At 40.2% G+C, this 21,759-nt stretch carries 18 protein-coding genes; 4 read left to right on the forward strand and 14 right to left on the reverse strand.

Going from position 1 to position 21,759, the window contains the following annotated elements; genetic code table 11:
* Window positions 1-7: 7 nt before the first annotated feature.
* A complete protein-coding gene (locus I6E78_RS01410; protein WP_058374257.1) occupies window positions 8-1,375 on the reverse strand; it encodes an MFS transporter in 1,368 nt (455 codons plus the stop codon).
* Between the two features lie 161 nt (window positions 1,376-1,536).
* On the opposite strand from I6E78_RS01410, the gene uvrA reads away from it, so the two are divergent.
* Window positions 1,537-4,359 (forward strand): excinuclease ABC subunit UvrA, encoded by a 2,823-nt coding sequence (gene uvrA / locus I6E78_RS01415; protein ID WP_182677587.1) that lies wholly within the window; start codon window positions 1,537-1,539, stop codon window positions 4,357-4,359.
* Window positions 4,360-4,505: 146 nt separating this feature from the next.
* Here uvrA and trpS read toward each other — a convergent pair whose 3' ends face one another.
* From trpS to rpe, 3 genes are read right to left on the reverse strand one after another with little or no spacing between them, the layout of a single operon-like run.
* The gene (trpS, locus tag I6E78_RS01420; protein WP_011329353.1) at window positions 4,506-5,510 is read right to left on the reverse strand and encodes a tryptophan--tRNA ligase; all 1,005 of its coding nucleotides are present in this window, start codon (window positions 5,508-5,510) and stop codon (window positions 4,506-4,508) included.
* A 32-nt stretch (window positions 5,511-5,542) separates the two neighbouring features.
* Window positions 5,543-6,208, reverse strand: coding sequence for a phosphoglycolate phosphatase (locus I6E78_RS01425; protein ID WP_182683871.1), 666 nt, complete (start codon window positions 6,206-6,208; stop codon window positions 5,543-5,545).
* Entirely contained in the window at window positions 6,208-6,891 is a 684-nt protein-coding gene (rpe, locus tag I6E78_RS01430) for a ribulose-phosphate 3-epimerase (protein WP_089368799.1), read from the reverse strand. The genes I6E78_RS01425 and rpe overlap by 1 nt, the downstream gene beginning before the upstream one ends.
* 215 nt (window positions 6,892-7,106) lie before the next feature.
* Here rpe and I6E78_RS01435 point away from each other — a divergent pair, with 215 nt between their 5' ends.
* On the forward strand, window positions 7,107-7,403 hold the full coding sequence (locus I6E78_RS01435; protein WP_182683870.1) for a hypothetical protein: 297 nt from the start codon (window positions 7,107-7,109) through the stop codon (window positions 7,401-7,403).
* Window positions 7,404-7,405: 2 nt separating this feature from the next.
* The gene (locus I6E78_RS01440) at window positions 7,406-7,591 is read left to right on the forward strand and encodes a DUF2970 domain-containing protein (protein ID WP_182683869.1); all 186 of its coding nucleotides are present in this window, start codon (window positions 7,406-7,408) and stop codon (window positions 7,589-7,591) included.
* Here I6E78_RS01440 and I6E78_RS01445 read toward each other — a convergent pair.
* From I6E78_RS01445 to I6E78_RS01485, 9 genes are all read right to left on the reverse strand, one after another.
* Window positions 7,548-8,405 carry a Dam family site-specific DNA-(adenine-N6)-methyltransferase gene (locus tag I6E78_RS01445; RefSeq protein ID WP_011329357.1) on the reverse strand — a complete coding sequence of 286 codons (858 nt, stop codon included), beginning with the start codon at window positions 8,403-8,405 and terminating at the stop codon, window positions 7,548-7,550. The two genes, I6E78_RS01440 and I6E78_RS01445, sit on opposite strands and share 44 nt — an antisense overlap.
* Before the next feature lie 53 nt (window positions 8,406-8,458).
* Window positions 8,459-9,775: an AAA family ATPase gene (locus I6E78_RS01450; RefSeq protein WP_197181830.1), complete on the reverse strand. Its 1,317-nt coding sequence runs from the start codon at window positions 9,773-9,775 to the stop codon at window positions 8,459-8,461.
* Window positions 9,775-10,845, reverse strand: a complete 1,071-nt coding sequence (gene aroB, locus I6E78_RS01455) for a 3-dehydroquinate synthase (protein ID WP_089368802.1) — start codon at window positions 10,843-10,845, stop codon at window positions 9,775-9,777. Before aroB ends, I6E78_RS01450 begins: the two co-directional genes overlap by 1 nt.
* Window positions 10,846-10,873: 28 nt before the next feature.
* Entirely contained in the window at window positions 10,874-11,392 is a 519-nt protein-coding gene (gene aroK / locus I6E78_RS01460; protein WP_008466255.1) for a shikimate kinase AroK, read from the reverse strand.
* Between the two features lie 442 nt (window positions 11,393-11,834).
* On the reverse strand, window positions 11,835-13,925 hold the full coding sequence (locus I6E78_RS01465) for a type IV pilus secretin PilQ (protein WP_197181831.1): 2,091 nt from the start codon (window positions 13,923-13,925) through the stop codon (window positions 11,835-11,837).
* Window positions 13,912-14,448, reverse strand: a complete 537-nt coding sequence (locus tag I6E78_RS01470; RefSeq protein ID WP_179808009.1) for a pilus assembly protein PilP — start codon at window positions 14,446-14,448, stop codon at window positions 13,912-13,914. Before I6E78_RS01470 ends, I6E78_RS01465 begins: the two co-directional genes overlap by 14 nt.
* Entirely contained in the window at window positions 14,448-15,050 is a 603-nt protein-coding gene (locus I6E78_RS01475; RefSeq protein ID WP_197181845.1) for a type 4a pilus biogenesis protein PilO, read from the reverse strand. The genes I6E78_RS01470 and I6E78_RS01475 overlap by 1 nt, the downstream gene beginning before the upstream one ends.
* Window positions 15,040-15,612 (reverse strand): PilN domain-containing protein, encoded by a 573-nt coding sequence (locus I6E78_RS01480; protein ID WP_089368805.1) that lies wholly within the window; start codon window positions 15,610-15,612, stop codon window positions 15,040-15,042. The genes I6E78_RS01475 and I6E78_RS01480 overlap by 11 nt, the downstream gene beginning before the upstream one ends.
* Window positions 15,600-16,679 (reverse strand): pilus assembly protein PilM, encoded by a 1,080-nt coding sequence (locus I6E78_RS01485; RefSeq protein WP_011329364.1) that lies wholly within the window; start codon window positions 16,677-16,679, stop codon window positions 15,600-15,602. Before I6E78_RS01485 ends, I6E78_RS01480 begins: the two co-directional genes overlap by 13 nt.
* Window positions 16,680-16,810: 131 nt before the next feature.
* Here I6E78_RS01485 and I6E78_RS01490 point away from each other — a divergent pair, with 131 nt between their 5' ends.
* Window positions 16,811-19,321, forward strand: coding sequence for a penicillin-binding protein 1A (locus I6E78_RS01490; RefSeq protein ID WP_011329365.1), 2,511 nt, complete (start codon window positions 16,811-16,813; stop codon window positions 19,319-19,321).
* A gap of 90 nt (window positions 19,322-19,411) precedes the next feature.
* Here the strand turns inward: I6E78_RS01490 and I6E78_RS01495 are convergent, their stop codons facing one another.
* On the reverse strand, window positions 19,412-21,757 hold the full coding sequence (locus I6E78_RS01495; RefSeq protein ID WP_197181832.1) for a bifunctional aspartate kinase/homoserine dehydrogenase II: 2,346 nt from the start codon (window positions 21,755-21,757) through the stop codon (window positions 19,412-19,414).
* Window positions 21,758-21,759: the final 2 nt, after the last annotated feature.

Consider the following 21,759-nt stretch of genomic DNA (forward strand, 5'->3'; position numbering starts at 1 on the left):
ATAAACGTTAGATTAAACCAGCTACTTTACGTGCTTGGTCTAGGTCAAATTCTTTATCATTAATCTTTAAGTAGCTGCGGCTTTCGTCGCGCACTACAGTTGCTTCTATTACGCCAGGTAAAGCAACTAACAGAGAAGCAAGCGACTGTGCCTGCTCTTCTGAGTCTAATTTGGTCATTAAGCTAATAACTTTACTTTTGGGTGGGACTTGCATTTTCCACGCAATAATAAGCCATATTAACCCAACAAGTGCCGCTGCCGCAAACACCGCTTGCGTTGTTGTGGTTTGTGCTACATAACCGCCAAGCATACCGCCTAAAAAGGCACCTAAAAACTGGCTAGTAGAATACCCACCCATGGCAGAACCTTTTTGGCTTGCTGGTGCAATACGCGATACTAGCGCTGGCATGGTGGCTTCTAAAAAGTTAAATGCAACAAAATACAACAGCATACAAACAGCAATACCTACAATACTGTTAACCCATACCGACATAGCCAGCATGCTCAACATTAACAGTATAACGGAGCCAATAAATGCCTGCTTTTCTTTCTCTTTTTTAATGGCGATTATCATAATAGGCACCATTAATAAAAAAGCTAAAAATAATACTGGGATATATAAATGCCAGTGATTATCGGCCACTAAGCCATCTTTAATAAGCTGACTCGGTAACACTACAAAAATAGTAGTGAGGGTTAAATGTAATAGTAATACGCCCGCATTTAAGCGCGCTAGCTGCGGGTGTTTAATCAATTTTTTAATATCGCTAAAGCTGGCGAGCGTATCGCCTTTAGGAGCTTTATTAACCGCGTTAGGTACTAGCATAGTCACTATAAATATGCCGACCATAGCTAATATTGCGGTTAACCAAAATACCCCCGAAATACCCCACGAGGCAGCGACGATTGGCCCAAGTAACATAGCAAACGCAAAGCTCATGCCTATGCTCATACCAATAACAGCCATTACTTTGGGGCGTTGTTCATCGCGGCTTAAATCGGAAGCAAACGCCAGTAATGCACTGGCTATAGCGCCCATACCTTGTAACGCACGCCCAACTGTAACCATTTGAATTGAATCGGCTAATGCCGCTATTACCGAGCCCAGCGCAAACATTAGTAAGCCGCCAACAATAACCTTTTTACGGCCAATTTTATCAGACAATCGACCCATAGGTATTTGCAATACCGCTTGGGTTAAACCATACGCGCCAATAGCAAAGCCTATCCAGATAGGCGAAAAGCCCTCCAATGATTGGCCATAAATAGCTAATACAGGCATCAGCATAAATAAGCCGAGCATTCTAAATGCAAACACACTAGCTAGCGATATAGCAGCGCGTTTTTCTCGTGAATTAAGTGAAGATGCGGTCATTATTTGCGTGATCTTACTGTGTGGAAAATTTAGGCTGAGATTCTACCATAAGCTTACTAATAATTAATCGTCATAAGTAAGGATTTTTCATTGATCATAGATTAATAATGTTACGTATTATGCGATACTGGACAAATAATTTTGGTAATAGACGAGATAGCATGGAAAACATTGAAGTCCGAGGCGCCCGCACGCACAATTTAAAAGACATCAGCCTAACCATCCCACGTGATAAGCTAATTGTTATTACTGGCCTATCTGGTTCGGGTAAGTCTTCGCTTGCATTTGATACTTTGTATGCAGAGGGGCAGCGTCGTTATGTTGAATCACTTTCTGCGTATGCAAGGCAGTTTTTGTCACTGATGGAAAAACCCGATGTAGATCATATTGAAGGTCTTTCTCCGGCTATTTCTATTGAGCAAAAGTCAACATCGCACAACCCGCGATCGACTGTGGGTACGATTACCGAAATTTATGACTATTTACGTTTAATGTTTGCCCGCGTGGGCGAACCGCGTTGCCCAACTCACGACCTACCGTTAGCCGCACAAACTATTAGCCAAATGGTCGATACTGTTTTAGCTCTGCCTGAGGGCAGTAAACTCATGTTGCTTGCACCGGTAATAAAAGAGCGTAAAGGTGAGCATGTTAAGCTCCTTGAGCAATTGGCGAGCCAAGGCTACATTCGTGCCCGTATTGATGGCGAAGTATGTGACCTATCGGATCCACCGCCACTTGATCTACATAAAAAACATACTATAGAAGTAGTTGTAGACCGCTTTAAAGTAAAAGATGGCCAACAACAGCGTTTAGCTGAGTCATTTGAAGCTGCATTAGAAATGTCGGGTGGCGTGGCTAACATAGCTTATATGGATGACAGCAGCGCAGAAGAAATGCTGTTTTCGGCTAATTTTGCCTGCCCTACTTGTGGCTATGCCATGACCGAGTTAGAGCCAAGATTGTTTTCGTTTAACAATCCAGCCGGAGCATGCCAAAGCTGTGACGGCCTAGGCGTACGCCAATATTTTGATCCAAACCGCGTAGTACAAAACCCTGAACTAAGCTTGGCCGGTGGCGCAATTAAAGGCTGGGATAAACGCAGTTTTTATTATTACCAAATGCTACAAGCCGTTGCGCAGCATTATAATTTTGATTTAGATGTGCCATATCAGGATTTAGATAAAACCTCGCAAAAAATCATTTTAGAAGGCTCAGACACTACTAAAATAGCCTTTAGCTACCGTAACGACCGCGGCGATTTAATTACCCGTAATCACGAGTTTGAAGGGGTACTTAATAATATGTACCGTCGCTACCGTGAAACTGAATCAAACTCGGTACGTGAAGAACTAGCAAAGTATCAAACCAGCCAGGCCTGCCCTAGCTGTCATGGCTCGCGTTTACGCCAAGAGTCGCGCCATGTATTTATTGGCCAAACTAACTTACCCACTATTACTCATATGAGTATTGGTGAAGCAATGGACTTTTTTGAAGGGTTAAAACTAACCGGACAAAGAGGCCAAATAGCTGAAAAAATATTAAAAGAAATTCGCGACCGTTTATCGTTTTTAATTAACGTGGGTTTAAACTACCTCTCACTCGATAGAAGTGCCGATACGCTTTCGGGCGGTGAAGCACAACGTATTCGCCTTGCAAGCCAAATTGGCGCAGGCCTAGTGGGTGTTATGTATGTACTGGATGAGCCATCAATTGGTTTGCATCAGCGCGATAACGACCGATTATTAAAAACATTGGTGCATTTACGCGATTTAGGTAACACGGTCATTGTGGTTGAGCACGACGAAGATGCCATTCGCGCAGCCGATCACATTATTGATATTGGCCCAGGTGCTGGTGTGCATGGCGGGCATATAATTGCCCAAGGTACTCGCGACGATATTTTAGCCTGTAAAGAATCGGTTACTGGGCAGTTTTTATCCGGTGTACGTAGAATAGAAATACCTAAATTACGCCACCCCACTAACGACAAATGGCTGGAGTTATTTGGTGCTACTGGTAACAACTTAAAAAATGTTGATTTAAAAATTCCATTTGGCTTAATGACCTGTGTAACAGGTGTGTCTGGCTCGGGCAAATCTACGCTCATAAACGACACCTTATTTAAGCTTGCGCATACTGAATTAAATGGCGCAACAACTGCCGAAGCTGCTGCGTATAAATCAATTTCAGGGCTTGAGCATTTTGATAAAGTGATCGACATTGATCAGAGCCCCATTGGCCGCACACCACGCTCTAACCCGGCTACTTATACTGGTATTTTTACTGGTATTCGTGAATTATTTGCCGGTACGCAAGAGTCGCGCTCTCGTGGTTATAAAGTAGGTCGCTTTAGCTTTAACGTTAAAGGCGGACGCTGTGAAGCTTGCCAAGGCGATGGCGTAATTAAGGTAGAAATGCACTTTTTACCTGATGTGTACGTGCCGTGCGACGTATGTAAGGGTAAACGATATAATCGCGAAACCCTTGAAGTACTGTATAAAGGTAAAAATATTCATCAAGTACTCGACATGACAGTGGAAGATGCCCACGACTACTTTGATAAAATACCGGCCATTGCACGCAAACTTAAAACCCTGATGGACGTAGGTTTATCGTACATTCGTTTAGGCCAAGCAGCTACAACGCTTTCGGGCGGTGAAGCACAGCGAGTTAAATTAGCCCGCGAGCTGTCAAAACGCGATACCGGTAAAACGCTATACATACTTGATGAACCAACAACAGGCTTACACTTTGCCGATATTGAACAGCTGCTTGTTGTACTTCATCGCTTGCGCGATCACGGTAATACTATTGTTGTTATTGAGCATAACCTCGATGTTATTAAAACCGCAGATTGGGTTATCGATTTAGGCCCTGAAGGCGGAGCTGGCGGTGGTGAAATACTCATTGCAGGTACACCTGAGCAAGTAGCCGAGTGTGAGCGCTCGCATACTGGCCGTTATTTAAAAGAACTGCTTAAATAACGAGTGCAGCTTAGCTGGGTAGCTATTCATTTTTTTGTGTATTTGGTGGTTAACTTCTTTTATTAACCGCCAAATACACTAATAAAACAAAAATGCCGCTTTATAAATAAAGCGGCATTTTTATTGAGCATTTTAACTAGCAAGGTTTAACCGCGAGGAATAAAACCAAGTGCATCGTACACAGCTTTTAACGTACCTTCGGCTTGGCTGCTGGCTTTTTCTGCGCCACGCTTCATGATGTTATTAAGGAGTGTTTGATCTTCTCTGATCTCTTTAAAACGCGCTTGAATTGGCTCAATCATTGCCACTACAGCATCTGCAGTGTCTTTTTTCAGATGGCCGTACATTTTGTCTTCGTACTCTGGCACTAAATCCTCAATTGAACGTTTAGTTGCCACACTTAACAAGGTAAGTAAGTTTGACACTCCAGGCTTTTCAGCTCGGTCAAAGTAAATACGCGCTTGTTCGTCTGAATCGGTAACTGCTTTTTTCAGTTTTTTCTCAATCTTTTTTGGCTCATCTAACATCATAATAAAACCATTTAGATTTTCATCAGACTTAGACATTTTTTTCAGCGGATCCTGCAAACTCATTACTCGCGCGCCAAACTCTGGAATATACGCTTGAGGTATTTTAAACACCTCGCCATACAGGTTGTTAAAACGTGTTGCGATATCGCGGGTTAGTTCAAGGTGTTGCTTTTGATCTTCCCCTACCGGCACTTGCTCTGCTTGGTATAATAAAATATCGGCCGCTTGTAATACTGGGTAAGCAAATAAGCCCACGTTAATATTGTGCGCGTGCGTTGCCGACTTATCTTTAAACTGGGTCATACGATTAAGTTCGCCCATTTGTGCATAACAATTTAATACCCAAGCAAGTTGTGCATGCTCTGGTACTTGCGATTGCACAAATAACGCGGCTTTTTCTGGGTTAATACCACAAGCAGTATAAAGCGCTACACCATCTAAAACGCGCGAGCGAAGTAATTCAGGGTCTTGACGCACAGTTACTGCGTGAAGATCTGCAAGCATAAAGTAGCTATCATAGTCTTCCTGTAACTTTAGCCACTGGTTAATAGCGCCAACATAGTTGCCTATTGTCATACCACCGGTTGGCTGCACGCCACTTAAAACTACTGGTTTACTCATGATTTTCCTTTATTTTGCTTAATTAACAGCACTTAGCGCTGTGTAAGAACAGGTATTATATCTAAGAAGTTATCGCATAGGTACTGTGGATTATAGTCCTTAAGGTTTTCACCTTGATTATAACCATAGCTCAGTGCAATAACGTCAATTTTAGCTGCATTGGCAGCTAGTATATCGCTTTTAGAGTCGCCAATCATAATCGCTTTACTGGGCTCAACATTTAGTTTATTACAGGCAAATAACAACGGCTCTGCTGATGGCTTTTTAGCCATGTCATCACCACAAATTATTAGCTCAAAATGACTCGTTAAGGCTAACTTATCCAGTAATTTTTCGGTAAATAAACGATCTTTATTAGTGATCAATGCCTTGGGCATACCACGTAGGGCAGCAAGCCCAGTTTCAACATGTTGGTAAAGTACGCTATATTCACCTACTTGCTGTTCATAATGTTGGTAAAATAATGAAAATGCTTTATCGCTAAGTGCTTTATCTAAATGCTCACTTATTTGCATTTCGCCACTCAGTGCGCGTTTTACTAATACTTCTATACCATTGCCAACCCAGCTTTCTACTAAGCGCTGGCTAACAATCGGAAATGCTAAGTCGCTCAAAGTAAGATTAAGTGCTATGTATAAATCGTATACACTATCTACTAAGGTGCCATCTAAATCAAACAGGGCTAGGTCGTACTTCATTATTTAACACTTCCTAATTGCTCACGCATTTGATCGATAACTTCTTGGTAATTTGGCTGGTTAAAAATGGCTGAACCCGCTACAAACATATCAGCTCCTGCCTCTGCAGCAGCGGCAATGTTATCGACTTTTATTCCGCCATCAACTTCTAAGCGTATATTGCGACCCGATTCTACAATACGTTGTTTTGCTTGGCGTAGTTTTTCTAAAGTATGCGCAATAAAGCTTTGTCCACCAAACCCTGGATTAACCGACATAATTAAAATAACATCAATTTTATCCATCACATGATCAAGAAAGCTCAAGCTAGTACCTGGATTAAACACTAAACCAGCTTGGCAGCCATGATCTTTTATTAATTGTAATGTGCGGTCAATATGCTCACTGGCTTCTGGATGAAAAGTAATAATTGAAGCGCCGGCCTCGGCAAACTGAGGAATAAGGCTATCAACCGGTTTAACCATTAAATGCACATCAATAGGCGCTTTAATACCGTAATTTCTAAGCGCTTTACACACCATAGGGCCAATAGTTAAGTTAGGCACATAGTGATTATCCATCACGTCAAAGTGAACCACATCGGCACCCGCAGCAAGTACACTATCAACATCTTCACCTAGTTTAGCGAAATCAGCAGATAAAATAGAAGGGGCTATTAAGTATTTTTTTTCTGGGTTCAACATAGTTAATCCGACAATGAATAATATATTGCGTTAATGTAACTTAATTAATGATGTTACCCAAGTAATCGCGACAAATATAATGGCTTAATAAAAATAAAGATTATTGATAAGCCTTTATTTTTATTCGACTTTAGAAGCTAATGCTAAAATTTAAGTTTGTTATTTAAGCAATTTTTGTTATGCTTAAAAAAGGATCAAATTATTAGGTTTAAATCATGCGTGCTTTTAAAACAGGGATATTAATGGCGTCAGCATTTTTGTTTGTTGGAGCGTTAAATTTTATCTCAAGTTCTGAGCAAGATTTAACGGCAATTAACAATTGCCAGCAAAAACAAACAACTTCTACAGATACAGCTGTAAGTGCTTGCCTTAAAATAGTAGATGAATCGTCTTGGTCTTCATGGATAACAGGCGATAGCCGCAGTGCACAGTTTCATTATTTAGATTTATTAGAGTTACTTACAAGCTCTGGTGATTCTAAAAAGCTTCCCTCTTTAAAACCATCATTTTAAACATGCGACAATTTTTTAGCGCCTTACAAAGTGTACTTGCTGCATTTTTTGGGGTGCAATCTAACAATAAACGCCACGCAGATTTTAAACACCACTCGCCAGTTAGCATTATCATAATAGCTATTATGCTTTTTATTGTTTTTATTATTTCGATTTACGCGATTGTTGTTTCGGTGCTAAGTACATAGCCATTAGTTCGCTCACTTTATTACGCGATCCACCTTTGGGGCTAATAGTGCGCTTTACCTGAATTTGATCTAATGTTGCTTGGCTATAAATTTTACGCGTCCATACCGTATCATGGTTAGAGATAAGCACTGGAGTGTCATTTTCAAACGCCGCTTGCTCGGCTAAATTTGCTAAATTTGCTTGATCATCTAAATTAAAACCGCCCTTAGCATACGAGGTAAACGAGGCTGTTTTACTTAAAGGCACATACGGTGGATCACAATAAATAACTGCATTTTTAGGTACTAGTTTAAAAATGTCATCGTAATCAAGGCAGGTAAACGTAGCCTGTTGCGCTTTTTTAGCAAAAAAGTACATTTCTTTTTCGGGAAAATACGGCTTTTTGTATTTACCAAAAGGTACATTAAAAATACCCTTTAAGTTATACCTACAAAGCCCGTTATAACCGTGTCTATTCATATATAAAAACAGCATTGCGCGTTCGTATATATCGCTACTTTGATTAAATTGCACGCGGTATTCGTAGTAAGCGTCGGGATGATTATTTAAATCCACAAACAGCTTTTTAGCATCACTTATAAACTCATCGGGCGAGTTTTTAAGTTCTTTGTATAAATTAATTAAATCGGCATTAATATCATTAAGAATATAGTGTTTAAAGTCGCTATTTAAAAACACTGAGCCGGCACCAACAAAAGGTTCAACCAAAGTATCAGCCTGCTGGCTAGCTTGCTTTAGTCGCGCGTTAATATCTTCAACTAGACTGTATTTTCCGCCAGCCCATTTAAGGAAGGCTCTACTCTTTTGCTGCATTGGCTCTTTACTTCAATCTGGTGTTGCGCGATTTTACACTAAAGTTGCTTAGTTTACTGATCAACTAATACAATTTCTTGTTTTATTTTGCTTATTTTTTTATAGAAAGGCTTATTTATTTTAACCTCTGCAGGCAAAGCGCTCATAGCTAACTTTGCAGCATTCATATCAGTAAAACTACCCACTGTTACCACCCACCAAGTTTTATTGTTTCTTTTAGTTTGATAGGTATGCGCTACTTTTTGTAGTTTATGCTGGTTAATAAATTCAGCACTGACTTGTTGCTGAGTAATCGCTAATAATTGAATAACTGTATTTGTGTCTGGCTGTTGTAAGTACCATGCATTACCTGTGAGTATTTTGCTCTCAACCTGAGCTGAAATATTACTGTGTGGCTGCGCTGCTAATATCTTTGGCTCTACCGATGGTGTATTTTTAGAGCTGGGAGTTGTTTGCTTCGCAGTCAGACTTTGCATAATTGCAGGCACATCATTATGCGGTGTTTGTAGCTCAACTGTGCTTGCAGGTAAGTTAGGTGGCGCTGCAATAACGCTATTTTCGCTATTCGCTAATGGCTGCTGTATTTGCTTAACCGAAATTGCCGTTGTGAGCACTTCAGGCTCAGCTTGCTGATAATATTGTTGCCACCATTGGGTCATGTCTGATTTATATAACAAGCCAATTATTAAAAACAGAATAATTAACATCAAAATTAATAAGTGTAAACGCCAAGATACTTTATCTTTTACAACAACATCCGCTATATGTTCTGTTGCTTGCCAGCTCAGTAATAAATTAGGATTACCCTGAGCCGCAGCTATAAAAGCTTGATAAACTGGGTCTTCATCATAAGGCAGGTCGCTAAAATACCAACGCATTAACTGCTTACTTTCACTTTGGTTTAATGGCTCTAAGTGAATGTTTATTGCCGCTGCAAAGGCCAGTTTTGACTGCGCAGCAAGCATAATATAAAGCGTACTGGGGGAGTTTTTAGCCAGTAGTTCTAACTCTACCTGTAATTCTTCTGATAAGTGCCTGGCGTTATCTAGCACCCATAAACAAGGGCCACAAGCTTGCTGTTGTAATAATTGATAAAAGTTTTCGGATAGGCTCAAGCTATGATCAATTAAAGGTGCATTAAAGCTTTGCTCTAATAGCTCGCTCATTAATTGAATGTCAGTCATTTGCGCTGTTACTTGCACAAATGCTTTATTAAAATCGTTATATTTATCAGTAATAAAAGTTTCGAGTAGGTAGCTTTTACCTAGGCCAGAGGTGCCTAGTAAAACAATCAGGTTTTGTCCGTACTCAAATTGCAGTGCGATTCTATCCACCAACGCCGCACGGCTTGGTAAAATTTGTGGCTGCATTATTGCTCGATTAACGCTCGAACTTGGTCATCTGAAACATCATCCACTAATGCACATTGTCCAAATTGGGTGGGCAGAATAAAGCGGATAGTACCCTTTTTATTCTTTTTGTCTTTACGCATATGCTGCAAAAAATGCTCGCTGGTCATTACCGGCGGGATCTGCGTGGGTAAGCTATATTGCGCAATTAAACCAGAGATACGAGTAACGTCCTCAGCGGTTAAATCTTGGCGTGTATATGCTAGTTTTGCAGCAAGTACCATACCTGTTGCTACTGCTTCGCCATGTAGCCAAACACCGTACCCCATTTGCGCTTCAATTGCGTGCGCAAAGGTATGACCTAAGTTTAATAGTGCTCTTAGGCCTTGCTCTTTTTCGTCTTGAGCTACAATTAGCGCTTTAATTTCACAGCACCTATAAATTATATGCTGTAAACAGGCTTCATCTAATTGCTGTAAACGCTCAACATTTTGCTCTAAGTAAGCAAATAGCTCAGTATCGTAAATCAAACCGTATTTAATCACTTCAGCCATACCGGCTGCAAACTCGCGCGCAGGTAAAGTATGTAATGATTGTGTGTCGATAAAAACGGCTTGTGGCTGATAAAATGCCCCAATCATATTTTTACCTAGTGGATGATTTACCGCTGTTTTTCCACCTACCGACGAATCAACTTGTGATAATAGTGTCGTTGGCATTTGAATAAAGGGAATGCCACGCTGATAACATGCAGCAACAAAACCAGTTAAATCACCAACAACGCCGCCACCTAATGCAATTAAGCAGGTGTCACGACCACAGTTATTTTCGAGTAAAAATGCCGATATTTTTTCAAACCAGGTAAGCGATTTATATTGCTCGCCATCAGGAATAATAAAGTGCAGTGGATTCAATGTTGCTAACTGCGCTAATAAGCCTTGTAAATACAAAGGCGCAATAGTGTCGTTAGTAATGATGATAGGCCGACAATCACCAATGTGATGAACTAGGCGGCCATTATCTTGAAGTGTAGATTGACCAATATAAATAGGGTAACTTCGCTCGTCTAAATTAACAGATAATTCAAGCATGCTTAGCTATTTCCTTTAATATTAGTAATTAAAAATCCAATTTCTCGATGATTTGGTTAGCAACAACTTTAGCGCTTTGCTCATCAGTGCGTACAACAAAATCAGCCACTTCTTTATATAACGGTTCGCGTTCTTCTGCTAAACGTTCTAATACATCACGAGGTGCTTCTTCTGTTTGCAGTAATGGGCGACGCTTGTCGCGTTGTGTGCGTGCAACTTGTTTTTCAATCGGTGTCTCTAGGTATACTACAATACCGCGAGCCGAAAGCTTGTTTCTAACTTCTTTACTCATTACTGAACCACCACCGGTTGCAAGTACAATACCCTGCATTTCGGTTAGATCGCCAATAACAGATTCTTCACGAAGTCTAAAGCCTTCTTCACCTTCAAGATCAAACACCCAGGCAATATCTGCACCGGTACGGCGTTCGATTTCTTGATCAGAATCAACAAATTCAAGGTGTAATTGGTCAGCGATGTGACGACCAATCGTACTTTTGCCAGCCCCCATGGGGCCAACTAGAAATATATTACGTTTCTCAGCCATATCTTTTAGTACAAACGAACTCTAAAATTTGAAATAAAACCCCGCCTAACGACCTGGCCCCAAAATTAAGGAGAGGATTATCTCAGTAATCGGTTGGGTATTTCAAGTCAATTAGCATAAAAAGCCATATAACGAGCAATTAATCTAAATAATCATCCATTAGTTAACAAAACATTAGCTTATTTTAGGGAGTATTTATTTTTCATGGTTAAAATTTGTGCAATCCAAAGTTGTATTTATCAAATTACTGATAACTTTACTACGTAATGTTATGTAAAACTCACACAGTAAAGCGCAAAATAACACTAGAGTGCACCCGAAGGGCAGCGCATGTTGGTTTTATGCTGCTATCGCATATTTTGGGAAGTAACCACACTGCATATTCTCTACTTAGTAAACTAAGTAGAGTGCTGCAAAATCAATATTCAAATATAATCACGCCCTAATCAACTTGTATCTTAGGAGTGACGAAAATCAGTAGTTCACGCTTTTCGTTAAACTCACTGGTACTTTTAAACAGTCTTCCAATGTATGGAATGTCGCCCAATAAAGGAACTTTTTTGGTCGAATTAATAATTTGCTGTTGAAAAATACCACCCAAAACAACTGTTTGGCCATTTTCTACCAGTACCTGCGTTTCAATTTGTTGCGTATCAATTGCAACCGCAGGGCCTGTTCCGGTCTGTACTGTATCACCTCGGGTATCTTGAGTGATAATTAAATTCAAAATAACTTTGTTATCAGGTGTTATATGCGGTGTTACTTCTAAGCTAAGTACTGCTTTTTTAAAGCTTACTGTTGTCGCACCACTAGAGGCTGATTCAACATAAGGTATTTCGGTACCTTGTTCAATCCTCGCCTTTTGCTGGTTAGCCGCAGTAATTCGCGGACTGGCAATAATTTCACCTTTATTTTCTTCTTCAAGCGCAGTTAGCTCTAAATCAATTAACGTACCATTAGCTAGTTTAGCAATATGCATACCTATGCTAGCTGAAGGATTAGCAACCGGCAGGTTTACATTTAATCTATCAGACAAACTTGGAATATTACCATTAGAGATGTTTTCAGCCCCCTCTAGGGTGCCTGAAATACCATCGGTTCCTTGCTGATCACTAAAGCCCCAACGTACCCCTAAATCTTCTGTAACGTTGTCGCGTACGGTTACCATGCGCGCTTCAATTACAACCTGCTTTACGGGTATATCTAGCGTTTCGACCATGCGGCGTACGCTTTCGATACTTTTTGCCGTATCTTTCATTAATAATGTATTGGTACGCTGATCAACCGACACACTCCCTCTTGGGGTTATAATGCTGTTAGTGTCCGTTTTTAGTAAATCTGCAAAATCTTCGGCCTTTGCATAATTTAAGCGAATGTACTCGCTGTACAAAGGCTCTAAATCTTCTACTTGTTGCTTTGCTTTTAAGTCTTTTGCTTCACGTGCTGCAAGCTCTTCTGATGGGGCTACCATTAAAATAGAGCCATCCATACGCTTATCAAGGCCTTTTATTCTGAGTACCACATCAAGCGCTTGATCCCATGGCACGCCATCTAAGCGTAGCGTTATATTGCCCGTTACAGAATCACTGGTTACTAAGTTAAAGTCGTTGTATCCGGCTATAATTTGCAAGACTGCACGTACCGAAATGTCTTGAAAGTTCAGGGTCATTGGTCGACCTTGATATTCTTTACCACCATCAAGGTAAGCATTTTGGGTTTCGTCTTTCTCAACATTTAAGGTAAAAATATTATCTATTTGCTGATAAGTAAACGTAAATGCTGCGTTTGGCTCAATAACAATTCGGCTCAGGTTATCTTCTTTAAAGGTTTCTATATTGCTTACGATAGTACCAAAATCAAGTACATCTAATTCGTATAATAAATCATCTAAAATATCAGTGTGATGAAACTCTGCAATAATTTTACCGCCACTTTCATGTACTTCTATTGCGGCTTGAGTATCTTGCAAAAATACCAACACTTTAGCTTCGCCCTTTTCACCACGGCGAAAATCAATAGATTGAATACGATTAATGTAGCTACCGCCAATACTATCTGCAGCATCTTCAGTCGTTAGCGCTTGCTCGGTTAATGGATTATCAGAGATACGCAGCGAGACCAAATTATTATTAACCTGAGTTTCATAAATTTTCAAACGCTCAAGATGTACCGTTACTTTTAAACCGTTACTTGTCATTACGCTGGTTACATTATTTATTCCAGCCAAATTAACAGCAACATCGGCTAACCCTTGATCTAACTGTGCATTGGTAAAAAGCATTTCTATACGCGCTGGGCTATTGAACACTTGAATACTTGGTTGCAGGGTTAATTCTTCATCAAATACCAGTTGTAGTTCGGTTTCGCCTTTTAATAATGGATTATAGCGCACGTCATAAAGTAGCGGCTCAGCTACCGCAGTTTTGGCTATTAATAGTGCAAAAATCACTAATAAAGCTGACAATACACGATGAAGCGAACCTACATCCTTATACATATTTGTATGACCTTTTTTGTTATTAATTTGCGCCATCAATTGTCGCCTCTAACATTTCTAATTTAGTCTGACGCTCTTTCCAACAGCCAGATCCATCAGGGATTAATTCTATTAACTCAATATAGTCACTACTCACTTTTTTTACTTTTCCGTCGTAAGTGCCCAAGTAACTCCCTACGGTTACTCTATGCAGCGTTGCATCAGCAGCAGTAATAAGTGCCCATGTTTGGCTATTAGAGCCTAATGTGCCTTTCATCGCTAGGTTATCTAGCGGATATTTTTCTAATGGCTCACGAACTCTATCTGGATCTGGGTGCAAACAATTTTTAATTTGCGTTAACTTATTTTGTATAATTTCAGGTTGTGGAGCTACAAATGGGCTGCGCAATTGACCTGCATTGTATTCAAAATACTCAAACTGAATGAGCTCTGGTATTTTCTCCACTCTGGGGGTTGTACTTGCTTTTACCTGATCAATAAATTCTTTTTGTTCAGAAGTGTCACTATTACAGCCACTCAATAACGTTGTAAAAATAGCCACTAAAGGGAGTTTATTCATTATTTAGTCCCCTCTTCGTAGCGATAAGTTTTTGCAATCACACTAAATGTTAACTGCTTTTCTCCAGATGATAAAATAGAAAAGTCATGTAAACTAACAATTCGCGGTAATTGAGCCACTTTACCTACAAACTGACCAAATTCATGGTAGGTCCCTACCACTTCTATTTTTATTGGCAGTTCGGTATAAAATTCTTTTTCAACTTCAGGCAACCAACCAATTTTTAAAAAGGTTAAGCCACTGGTAGTACCCACATAAGATAAGTCATCTAATAAGCCTGGGGTTTCATTAGAGGTTGGTAGGCGTTTTAATAGCTGAGAAAACTTATCTTCCATTTCAATCATTTGCAGTCGATAAATATCTAGTTTACTGGCTATCGCATATTTGGTGCGATAAGTAGTGCGCAGCTCCACCTCTTTGGCTACCGCGTTGTGATAACTGTCTATTTCATCTGAAACTAATAAGCTATAGCTAAAAAACAACACTAAACCCGCAATAAAAGCACCGCAAATAACTTTAACAATAACCGGCCATTCACCTATATTATCAAGTTCTATTTCATTCCAATCTACATCTTTAAATGCTTTAAAATCAAGGTTCATCATGTACCTCGCCAATTTTATCGAATGGTTTTACATAAAATTCCATATTAAAATCACTCAACAAACGCGAAGATTTATCGCCAGCAACAATACCTTGCATTACTGGGCGCTCTAATAAATAAGAACCTTGCACTTCACGTAACAAGGTTGAAAGGCGATTATTCGATTCGCTTTTTCCAAGTACATGAATTTGATTACCGCGTCGCTCTAGCTTAGTTAAATAAACCCCTGCAGGTACTATTTTTGCGACTTCATCCATAATTTGCGTGCCTAAATTACGACTCCTTTGCAGGTTTTCAATTAAGCGCATACGCTGCTGCAGGTTTTCTTTTTTCTTATCTAGCTCTCTAATGTCTCTTATTTCTTTATCTAGCATACTTATTTCTGCACTAAGGTAATTGTTTTTTAGATTTTGACCCTCTTTTAAAGCGCCATAAAATGAGCTCAATAAATACATACTCAAAAAACACAAAACAACAACTGCAATTAATGAAGTAATAAACTTCTTTTTTGAGTCTTCACGCTGTTGTTCACGCCAAGGCAGTAAATTTATATGTGGCATGATGAAAAGCTCCTCAAAGCGAGTCCTGTTGCAATAGCAAATTGCGTGCGATGACGCTGTAATACATTACGGTCAACTCTAGGAGATATTTCCATATTTACAAATGGCTCGGCTACAATTGTGTGTATACCTAACTCTTCGACTAATAAGCGCTCAAAACCGCTAATCATAGCTGTACCACCGGTTAATACAATATAATCTAGCTGATCTTTACCCGTGGTGGTTAAAAACATTTGCACCGCGCGGCGCACTTGTTGTAGCAAGGCTGTTTGAAAAGGTGCAAGTACTTCAAAGGTATAATTTGGCGGTAAGTCGCCGGTTGCTTTACCAATTTCAGCTTCATCAAAGCCTTTATTATAATAAGTAACAATACTATTAGTGTATTGATCGCCACCAAACACTTGGTCGCGGGTATAAATTGTATCACCCGCTTGCACTACACTTACGAGTGTTAATACCGCGCCAATATCGACAATTGCAACGCACTTATTAAATGCATCACTTGGTAACTGTTGATAGTACACATCCATTGCTCGGCTTAATGCGTAGCTTTCTACGTCAACCACTTTAGCAACCAAGTTAGCCGCTTCTAACGCGCCAACACGTGCTTCAACGCTTTCAGTACGCGCAGCCGAAAGCAATACATTCATTTTACTAGGATCGGCGGCATTGGTTGATAGCTTTTCAAAATCAAGATTAACTTCATCTAATGGATAAGGAATTAAGCTGTCTGCTTCAATTTCAATTTGCGATTCTAATTCAGCGTCACTTAAGGTGACATCCATGAAAATCACCTTGGTGATCACGGTCTGGCCTGAAACAGCCACCGCAGCTTCTTTTAGTGATTTAGGTAATTTTCGTTTTAATTTAGTTATTACATTACCAATTGCTTCAATATCTTGAATAGTACGCTCACTCATGGCGCCTTTTGGCATAGGTTCAATTGCAAGTGCTTCTAATCGAAGCCCAGTGTCTGTTTCACTTAACAGTACAGCTTTGATAGAGTGCGATCCTATATCAATGCCTACCATCATCGGCGATGGCTTTTTAAATAGTTGACTTAGCATGTTTGCAACTTTGCCTTTGTTTTAATAATAAACAAGTTATAATTATTATCTGAAAAAATACTATTCATTTTTTAATCAATATATACTAGCAGCCTCAACTTGTAATTGGGAGTCCATTTAGGGAAATATCAGTGATTTTATTAAAAAGAACTTTACAATTTTTTATCATTTGCACATTATTTGGACTGATCACTTTGTTCAGCCTTTATTATTACGTTAAACCTGATATCCCAAGTGTGCAAGTTTTAAAAGACGTGCAATTACAAACTCCTATGCAAGTATTCACTAAAGATGGTCTGTTGATCAATCAATTTGGTGAAAAACGACGAATTCCGGTCACAATAGACCAAATACCACAACCTCTCATTAATGCATTTTTAGCCACCGAAGACAGCCGCTTTTATGATCACCTTGGTATTGACCCAATAGGTATAGTCCGCTCTGCGCTTGTACTTATATCTACCGGAGAGAAAAAACAAGGCGCTAGTACTATTACTATGCAGCTAGCACGTAATTTTTTCTTAACCCGCGAAAAAGCCTACATTCGTAAAGTAAAAGAAATTTTTATCGCGATACATATTGAAAACTTATTAAGCAAAAACGAAATTCTTGAGCTGTATTTAAATAAAATTGAATTAGGTAATAGGGCGTTTGGTATTGGTGCAGCAGCGCAAGTTTATTACGGTAAAGAACTAAAAGACTTAACCCTTGCGCAAATGGCAATGATTGCCGGCCTGCCAAAAGCACCTTCAGCGCTTAATCCTATTCGCAATCCAGTGCGTGCTAAAGCGCGTCGTAATGTCGTACTTGGTAGAATGTTGTCTGAACGTTATATAACCCAAAGCGAATATGAAGAGACTATTAATCAACCTATAACGGCTGTTTTTCATGGCGCTGAAATAGATTTATACGCACCTTATATATCTGAAATGGTGCGTGCAGAAATGGTTGCTAAATACGGTATTGATAAAGCGTACAACTCTGGCTTTAAAATATTTACCTCGGTAGAGTCCCACGTTCAACAAGCTGCGCAAACGGCTTTAGTAAATAACTTACATAGTTACGATATGCGCCACGGTTTTAGAGGTCCAGAGCGTTTATTATGGGATGCGCAAACACAACCAGCATTAAGCCAAGCGCAAATTCTTAACCAGCTAAAAGACGTAAAACAGCTTGGCGACTTACAAGCAGCAGTGGTATTGGCAGTTAACGAAAAAACAGCCGACGTTTTACTAAAAAATGGTGAGCTGGCAACACTTACATGGGATAACTTAAAGTGGGCACGTAAATATATTACGCGTTACCGCCAAAGTTTTGCTCCTAAAGCTGCAACTGAAATATTAGTACCAGGTGCACAAATATGGCTACGTAAAAACGACGATAATAATTATTTATTGAGTCAAATTCCTGAAGCCTCTAGTGCCATTGTGTCTTTAGACCCTCAAGATGGCCGTATTAAAGCAATTGTTGGTGGTTATAGTTTTGAGCAAAGCCAGTACAACCGTGCAGTGCAAGCTAAACGCCAAGTTGGCTCAAACATTAAACCCTTTATTTACTCTGCAGCTCTGGAAAAAGGCTACACTTTAGCATCCATTTTAAACGACGCTCCAATTAATCAATGGGATAAAAGCCAAGGTATTGCATGGCGCCCAAAAAACAGCCCTGCAGTTTATAATGGCCCAATTCGTATTCGCCGCGCATTGGCGCAATCTAAAAACGTTATTTCGGTTCGTCTTCTACGTGGTGTAGGCTTGCAACGTACTGCCGATCATTTACTCAAATTTGGTTTTGATAATAAAGACATTAACCGCAGTGAATCTTTAGCGCTTGGTAGTGCTTCCATTTCTCCATTAGAACTTGCTCGTGGTATGAGCGCGTTTGCTAATGGCGGGCATTTAATAGAACCGTATTTTATATCTGAAATTCAAGATGCCTTTGGTACAGTGTTATTTAAAGCAAACCCAGCCCTAGCCTGCGATGAGAACACGCAGCCCCTCGCTATCGAAAATAACAGCAGCCTAACGATAGAAAATACTGAGCAAGGTGAAAAAGCGCAGCAAACAGTGCAATGTGCCCCACGTATTATTTCTAAACAAAATGCTTTTTTAATTGCAGACGCTATGAACAGTGCAATTTGGGGCGGCGGAAGCTGGAGCAATAAAACAGGCTGGACGGGGACTGCATGGCGAGCACAGCGTTTAGGGCGTCGTGATTTATCGGGTAAAACAGGTACCACAAACGATTCTGTTGACACTTGGTTTAGTGGTTTTAACCGCAATGTACTCACCTCAGTATGGGTTGGCTTTGACAACCCTGGCAATACTCTAGGTCGTTCTGCTTATAACAACAACCTTGATAGTGGTCAAATAACAGGGGCTGAATCGGGCGCTAAAACAGCTCAACCGGCATGGAATGAATTTATGAGGGCAGCTCTTGATGGGCAACCAGAAGCGCCAATTGAACCACCTGAAGGATTAGTTTCTATTCGTATTGATTTAGCGACTGGCTTATTAAGCCACAAAAATGATTACACTAGCCGCTTTGAATACTTTGAAAAAGGCACTACCCCAACTAGTTATGTGCTTTCGCAGCCAAGCGATATTTTTGAAGAAAACACCAAAACAGAAGAAGAGCTATTTTAACCATAAGCACATCTCTCATTAGCTAAATGGTTAATTACGCTAAAAGAACGGCAACCTCTTTAGGTTGCCGTTTTTTGTTTTATTTAATTATTACTTTAAGTTTTTTATCAGCCAATATAAGTCAGAATGAACGCCTGCTGCAGTCACTTCCTTACCAGCACCTGGGCCTTGTATAATCAAGGCATTATTGCTGTACCACTGGCTGTTAATAACAAAAATATTATCACCCGGGGTTAAGTTTGCTAATGCGTCATTGGGCGTAACATACGCTAACCCTACTTTGGCCGTTACGCTATCGGGCCCAATACTCAGTAAACCTGTATAACGAAGTACCGCGTTTTGTAATTTTGCATTGCGTGCATGCTCTTCAATAAAAGTGTCGAGCTTATGTTTATTAGCTAAAAAGTCATCCCAGCTACCTAGTGCTAGCTCACCGGGCATTAACGGCGCTAAGGCAATGTCGTTAAGGTCTAATTCAACCCCTAACTCTCGCGCTAAAATAAGTAGCTTACGCTGCATATCTCGCCCCGATAAATCTTCGCGCGGATCGGGTTCAGTAAAACCCATTTGTTGCGCTTCAAGTAATAACTCAGAAAATGCAGTTGCGCCATTATACATACTACATAACCACGATAACGTACCCGAAAAAACACCTTCTATACGTGTTATTTTATCGCCACTGTTTTGTAAATCTGCAAGGGCAAAATTAATTGGTAAACCGGCACCCACACTAGCGTTATAGCGCCAATATAAATTGCGCTGCGCAATATTGTGCTGCAACGCTTTATACCAAGGAGTTGGCGCGGTACCAGCATACTTATTAGCACTAATTAAATGACAATCAAGCGCAACAAAATCTGGGTATAACTGACTAAATTGCTCGCTGGCGGTTATATCTATAACCACTTTATGCTCGTAATCAAGCTGGCCAATAGCGGTTAATAAATCTTGGCTGCTATAGTCAACAGCCTCTAACTGCCATTGGTTCTTCCAGTGCTGTACATTTATGCCGCTGGGATTAAATAGCAGTTTTTGCGAACGTGCTAATCCCACTAACTTAATATTAAAGTCGGTTGATAAGCGTGCTAGCTGCGCCGATAGTTGGCTAACAAATACATCCCCTACGTTACCAAGCCCTGCCACTATTAAGGCAATTTCTTGGCCTTTAGTGATCAGTTTATCGTGCAGCACATTAAGCACATCACTATCAATAAGCTGATCCGTCAGTAGCAATACATAACCACTATCTTGATGCACAAAGCGAGGTTCAATATTATGCAAATTGAGCAACTCGCGTGCCTGAGTGCTCAATAAGTTTATATCTTGCTCAGGAGCAACTAGCGCGCAACCATGTAGGTTAGACTCGCTAATATTGGCTCTTCCTGCAAAGTAACTAACTACTTGATGGGTCGCTACTGCCGGTACTATTAGGTAAGTTTCACCTGCGCTACTAAAATGATGCAAACTATGTTGAATAAGCTGGCTAACCTGAGTTACCTCACCCTCAACTAGCCCTTCAACACTAAGTAAATCTATATTTTCTAATGTAGTAATAAAGCGTTTTTGTTTTACACAGCCCTCTTTCACTACATTTGTTGAGCTTGCTTGCACGTCAAAACTACTGCGCACCGCAAGCTTTATATCGGTATTTTTAAGTGGCGATAATGTTTTAGCGTGTAAAACGGGGTTACCTAATCTTGCCAATAAGTTAGCTTGCGCTCTACATACCTTAGCGTATTTAATGGCCTTGTTAACTTTACGTGGGTCGGTACTAAATATCCCTTGTGTATCGGTCCAAATATATACTTGTTTAGCATTGCAATAACTTGCCAATAAGGTTGCACTGTAATCACTACCATTGCGACCAAGAGTGACCGTATCGCCTTGGGTATTAGCCGCAATAAACCCTGTTACCACGTTAATTTTGTGCTGGCTAATAAGCTCACTACACTGCTGCGTATTTTGGCTATGCAATAATTGTCCATCACTTAGCGTAAACAAGCCTCTTGCGTCTTGCATGCATGCAGCAACATTAAGTTGCTGTAAATACGCTGCGAGCAAACGAGCTGACCACAACTCACCATGGGCGAGTAGCGCCGCTTCTTGCAACTGCTCAGTACTCGCTAATTTAGCAACTAAACTTAGCTCTTCATTTAGAGTGGTTAAGGCGCTGCGCTTTAAATCGCCCTGCAGTAGCTGCGTTATTAAATCACTTTGATGATTGTTTAATTGCAATACAATATCAGCGAGCGCTTGAGTATCGTGCTGCTGATAACTTTGCCACAGTTTTACTAATGTATCTGTGGTTTTTCCTGCAGCCGATACCACTACACAATCACCGGGCTGAGCTTGCCCTAAAATTATTTTTGCAACGCTTTTATAGCGCTCGGCTGAGCTTAAACTCGAACCACCAAATTTATGAATATTATTAGTCATAT

The sequence above is a fragment of the Pseudoalteromonas sp. NZS127 genome, from assembly GCF_015864805.1.
GTDB classification, from domain to species: Bacteria; Pseudomonadota; Gammaproteobacteria; order Enterobacterales; family Alteromonadaceae; genus Pseudoalteromonas; species Pseudoalteromonas nigrifaciens.

Coding starts and splice junctions, on each gene's coding strand:
- I6E78_RS01410 (WP_058374257.1), bottom strand. CDS start 1,375: ATGACCGCATCTTCACTTAATTCACGAGAAAAACGCGCTGCTATATCG.
- uvrA (WP_182677587.1), top strand. CDS start 1,537: ATGGAAAACATTGAAGTCCGAGGCGCCCGCACGCACAATTTAAAAGAC.
- trpS (WP_011329353.1), bottom strand. CDS start 5,510: ATGAGTAAACCAGTAGTTTTAAGTGGCGTGCAGCCAACCGGTGGTATG.
- I6E78_RS01425 (WP_182683871.1), bottom strand. CDS start 6,208: ATGAAGTACGACCTAGCCCTGTTTGATTTAGATGGCACCTTAGTAGAT.
- rpe (WP_089368799.1), bottom strand. CDS start 6,891: ATGTTGAACCCAGAAAAAAAATACTTAATAGCCCCTTCTATTTTATCT.
- I6E78_RS01435 (WP_182683870.1), top strand. CDS start 7,107: ATGCGTGCTTTTAAAACAGGGATATTAATGGCGTCAGCATTTTTGTTT.
- I6E78_RS01440 (WP_182683869.1), top strand. CDS start 7,406: ATGCGACAATTTTTTAGCGCCTTACAAAGTGTACTTGCTGCATTTTTT.
- I6E78_RS01445 (WP_011329357.1), bottom strand. CDS start 8,405: ATGCAGCAAAAGAGTAGAGCCTTCCTTAAATGGGCTGGCGGAAAATAC.
- I6E78_RS01450 (WP_197181830.1), bottom strand. CDS start 9,775: ATGCAGCCACAAATTTTACCAAGCCGTGCGGCGTTGGTGGATAGAATC.
- aroB (WP_089368802.1), bottom strand. CDS start 10,845: ATGCTTGAATTATCTGTTAATTTAGACGAGCGAAGTTACCCTATTTAT.
- aroK (WP_008466255.1), bottom strand. CDS start 11,392: ATGGCTGAGAAACGTAATATATTTCTAGTTGGCCCCATGGGGGCTGGC.
- I6E78_RS01465 (WP_197181831.1), bottom strand. CDS start 13,925: ATGGCGCAAATTAATAACAAAAAAGGTCATACAAATATGTATAAGGAT.
- I6E78_RS01470 (WP_179808009.1), bottom strand. CDS start 14,448: ATGAATAAACTCCCTTTAGTGGCTATTTTTACAACGTTATTGAGTGGC.
- I6E78_RS01475 (WP_197181845.1), bottom strand. CDS start 15,050: ATGAACCTTGATTTTAAAGCATTTAAAGATGTAGATTGGAATGAAATA.
- I6E78_RS01480 (WP_089368805.1), bottom strand. CDS start 15,612: ATGCCACATATAAATTTACTGCCTTGGCGTGAACAACAGCGTGAAGAC.
- I6E78_RS01485 (WP_011329364.1), bottom strand. CDS start 16,679: ATGCTAAGTCAACTATTTAAAAAGCCATCGCCGATGATGGTAGGCATT.
- I6E78_RS01495 (WP_197181832.1), bottom strand. CDS start 21,757: ATGACTAATAATATTCATAAATTTGGTGGTTCGAGTTTAAGCTCAGCC.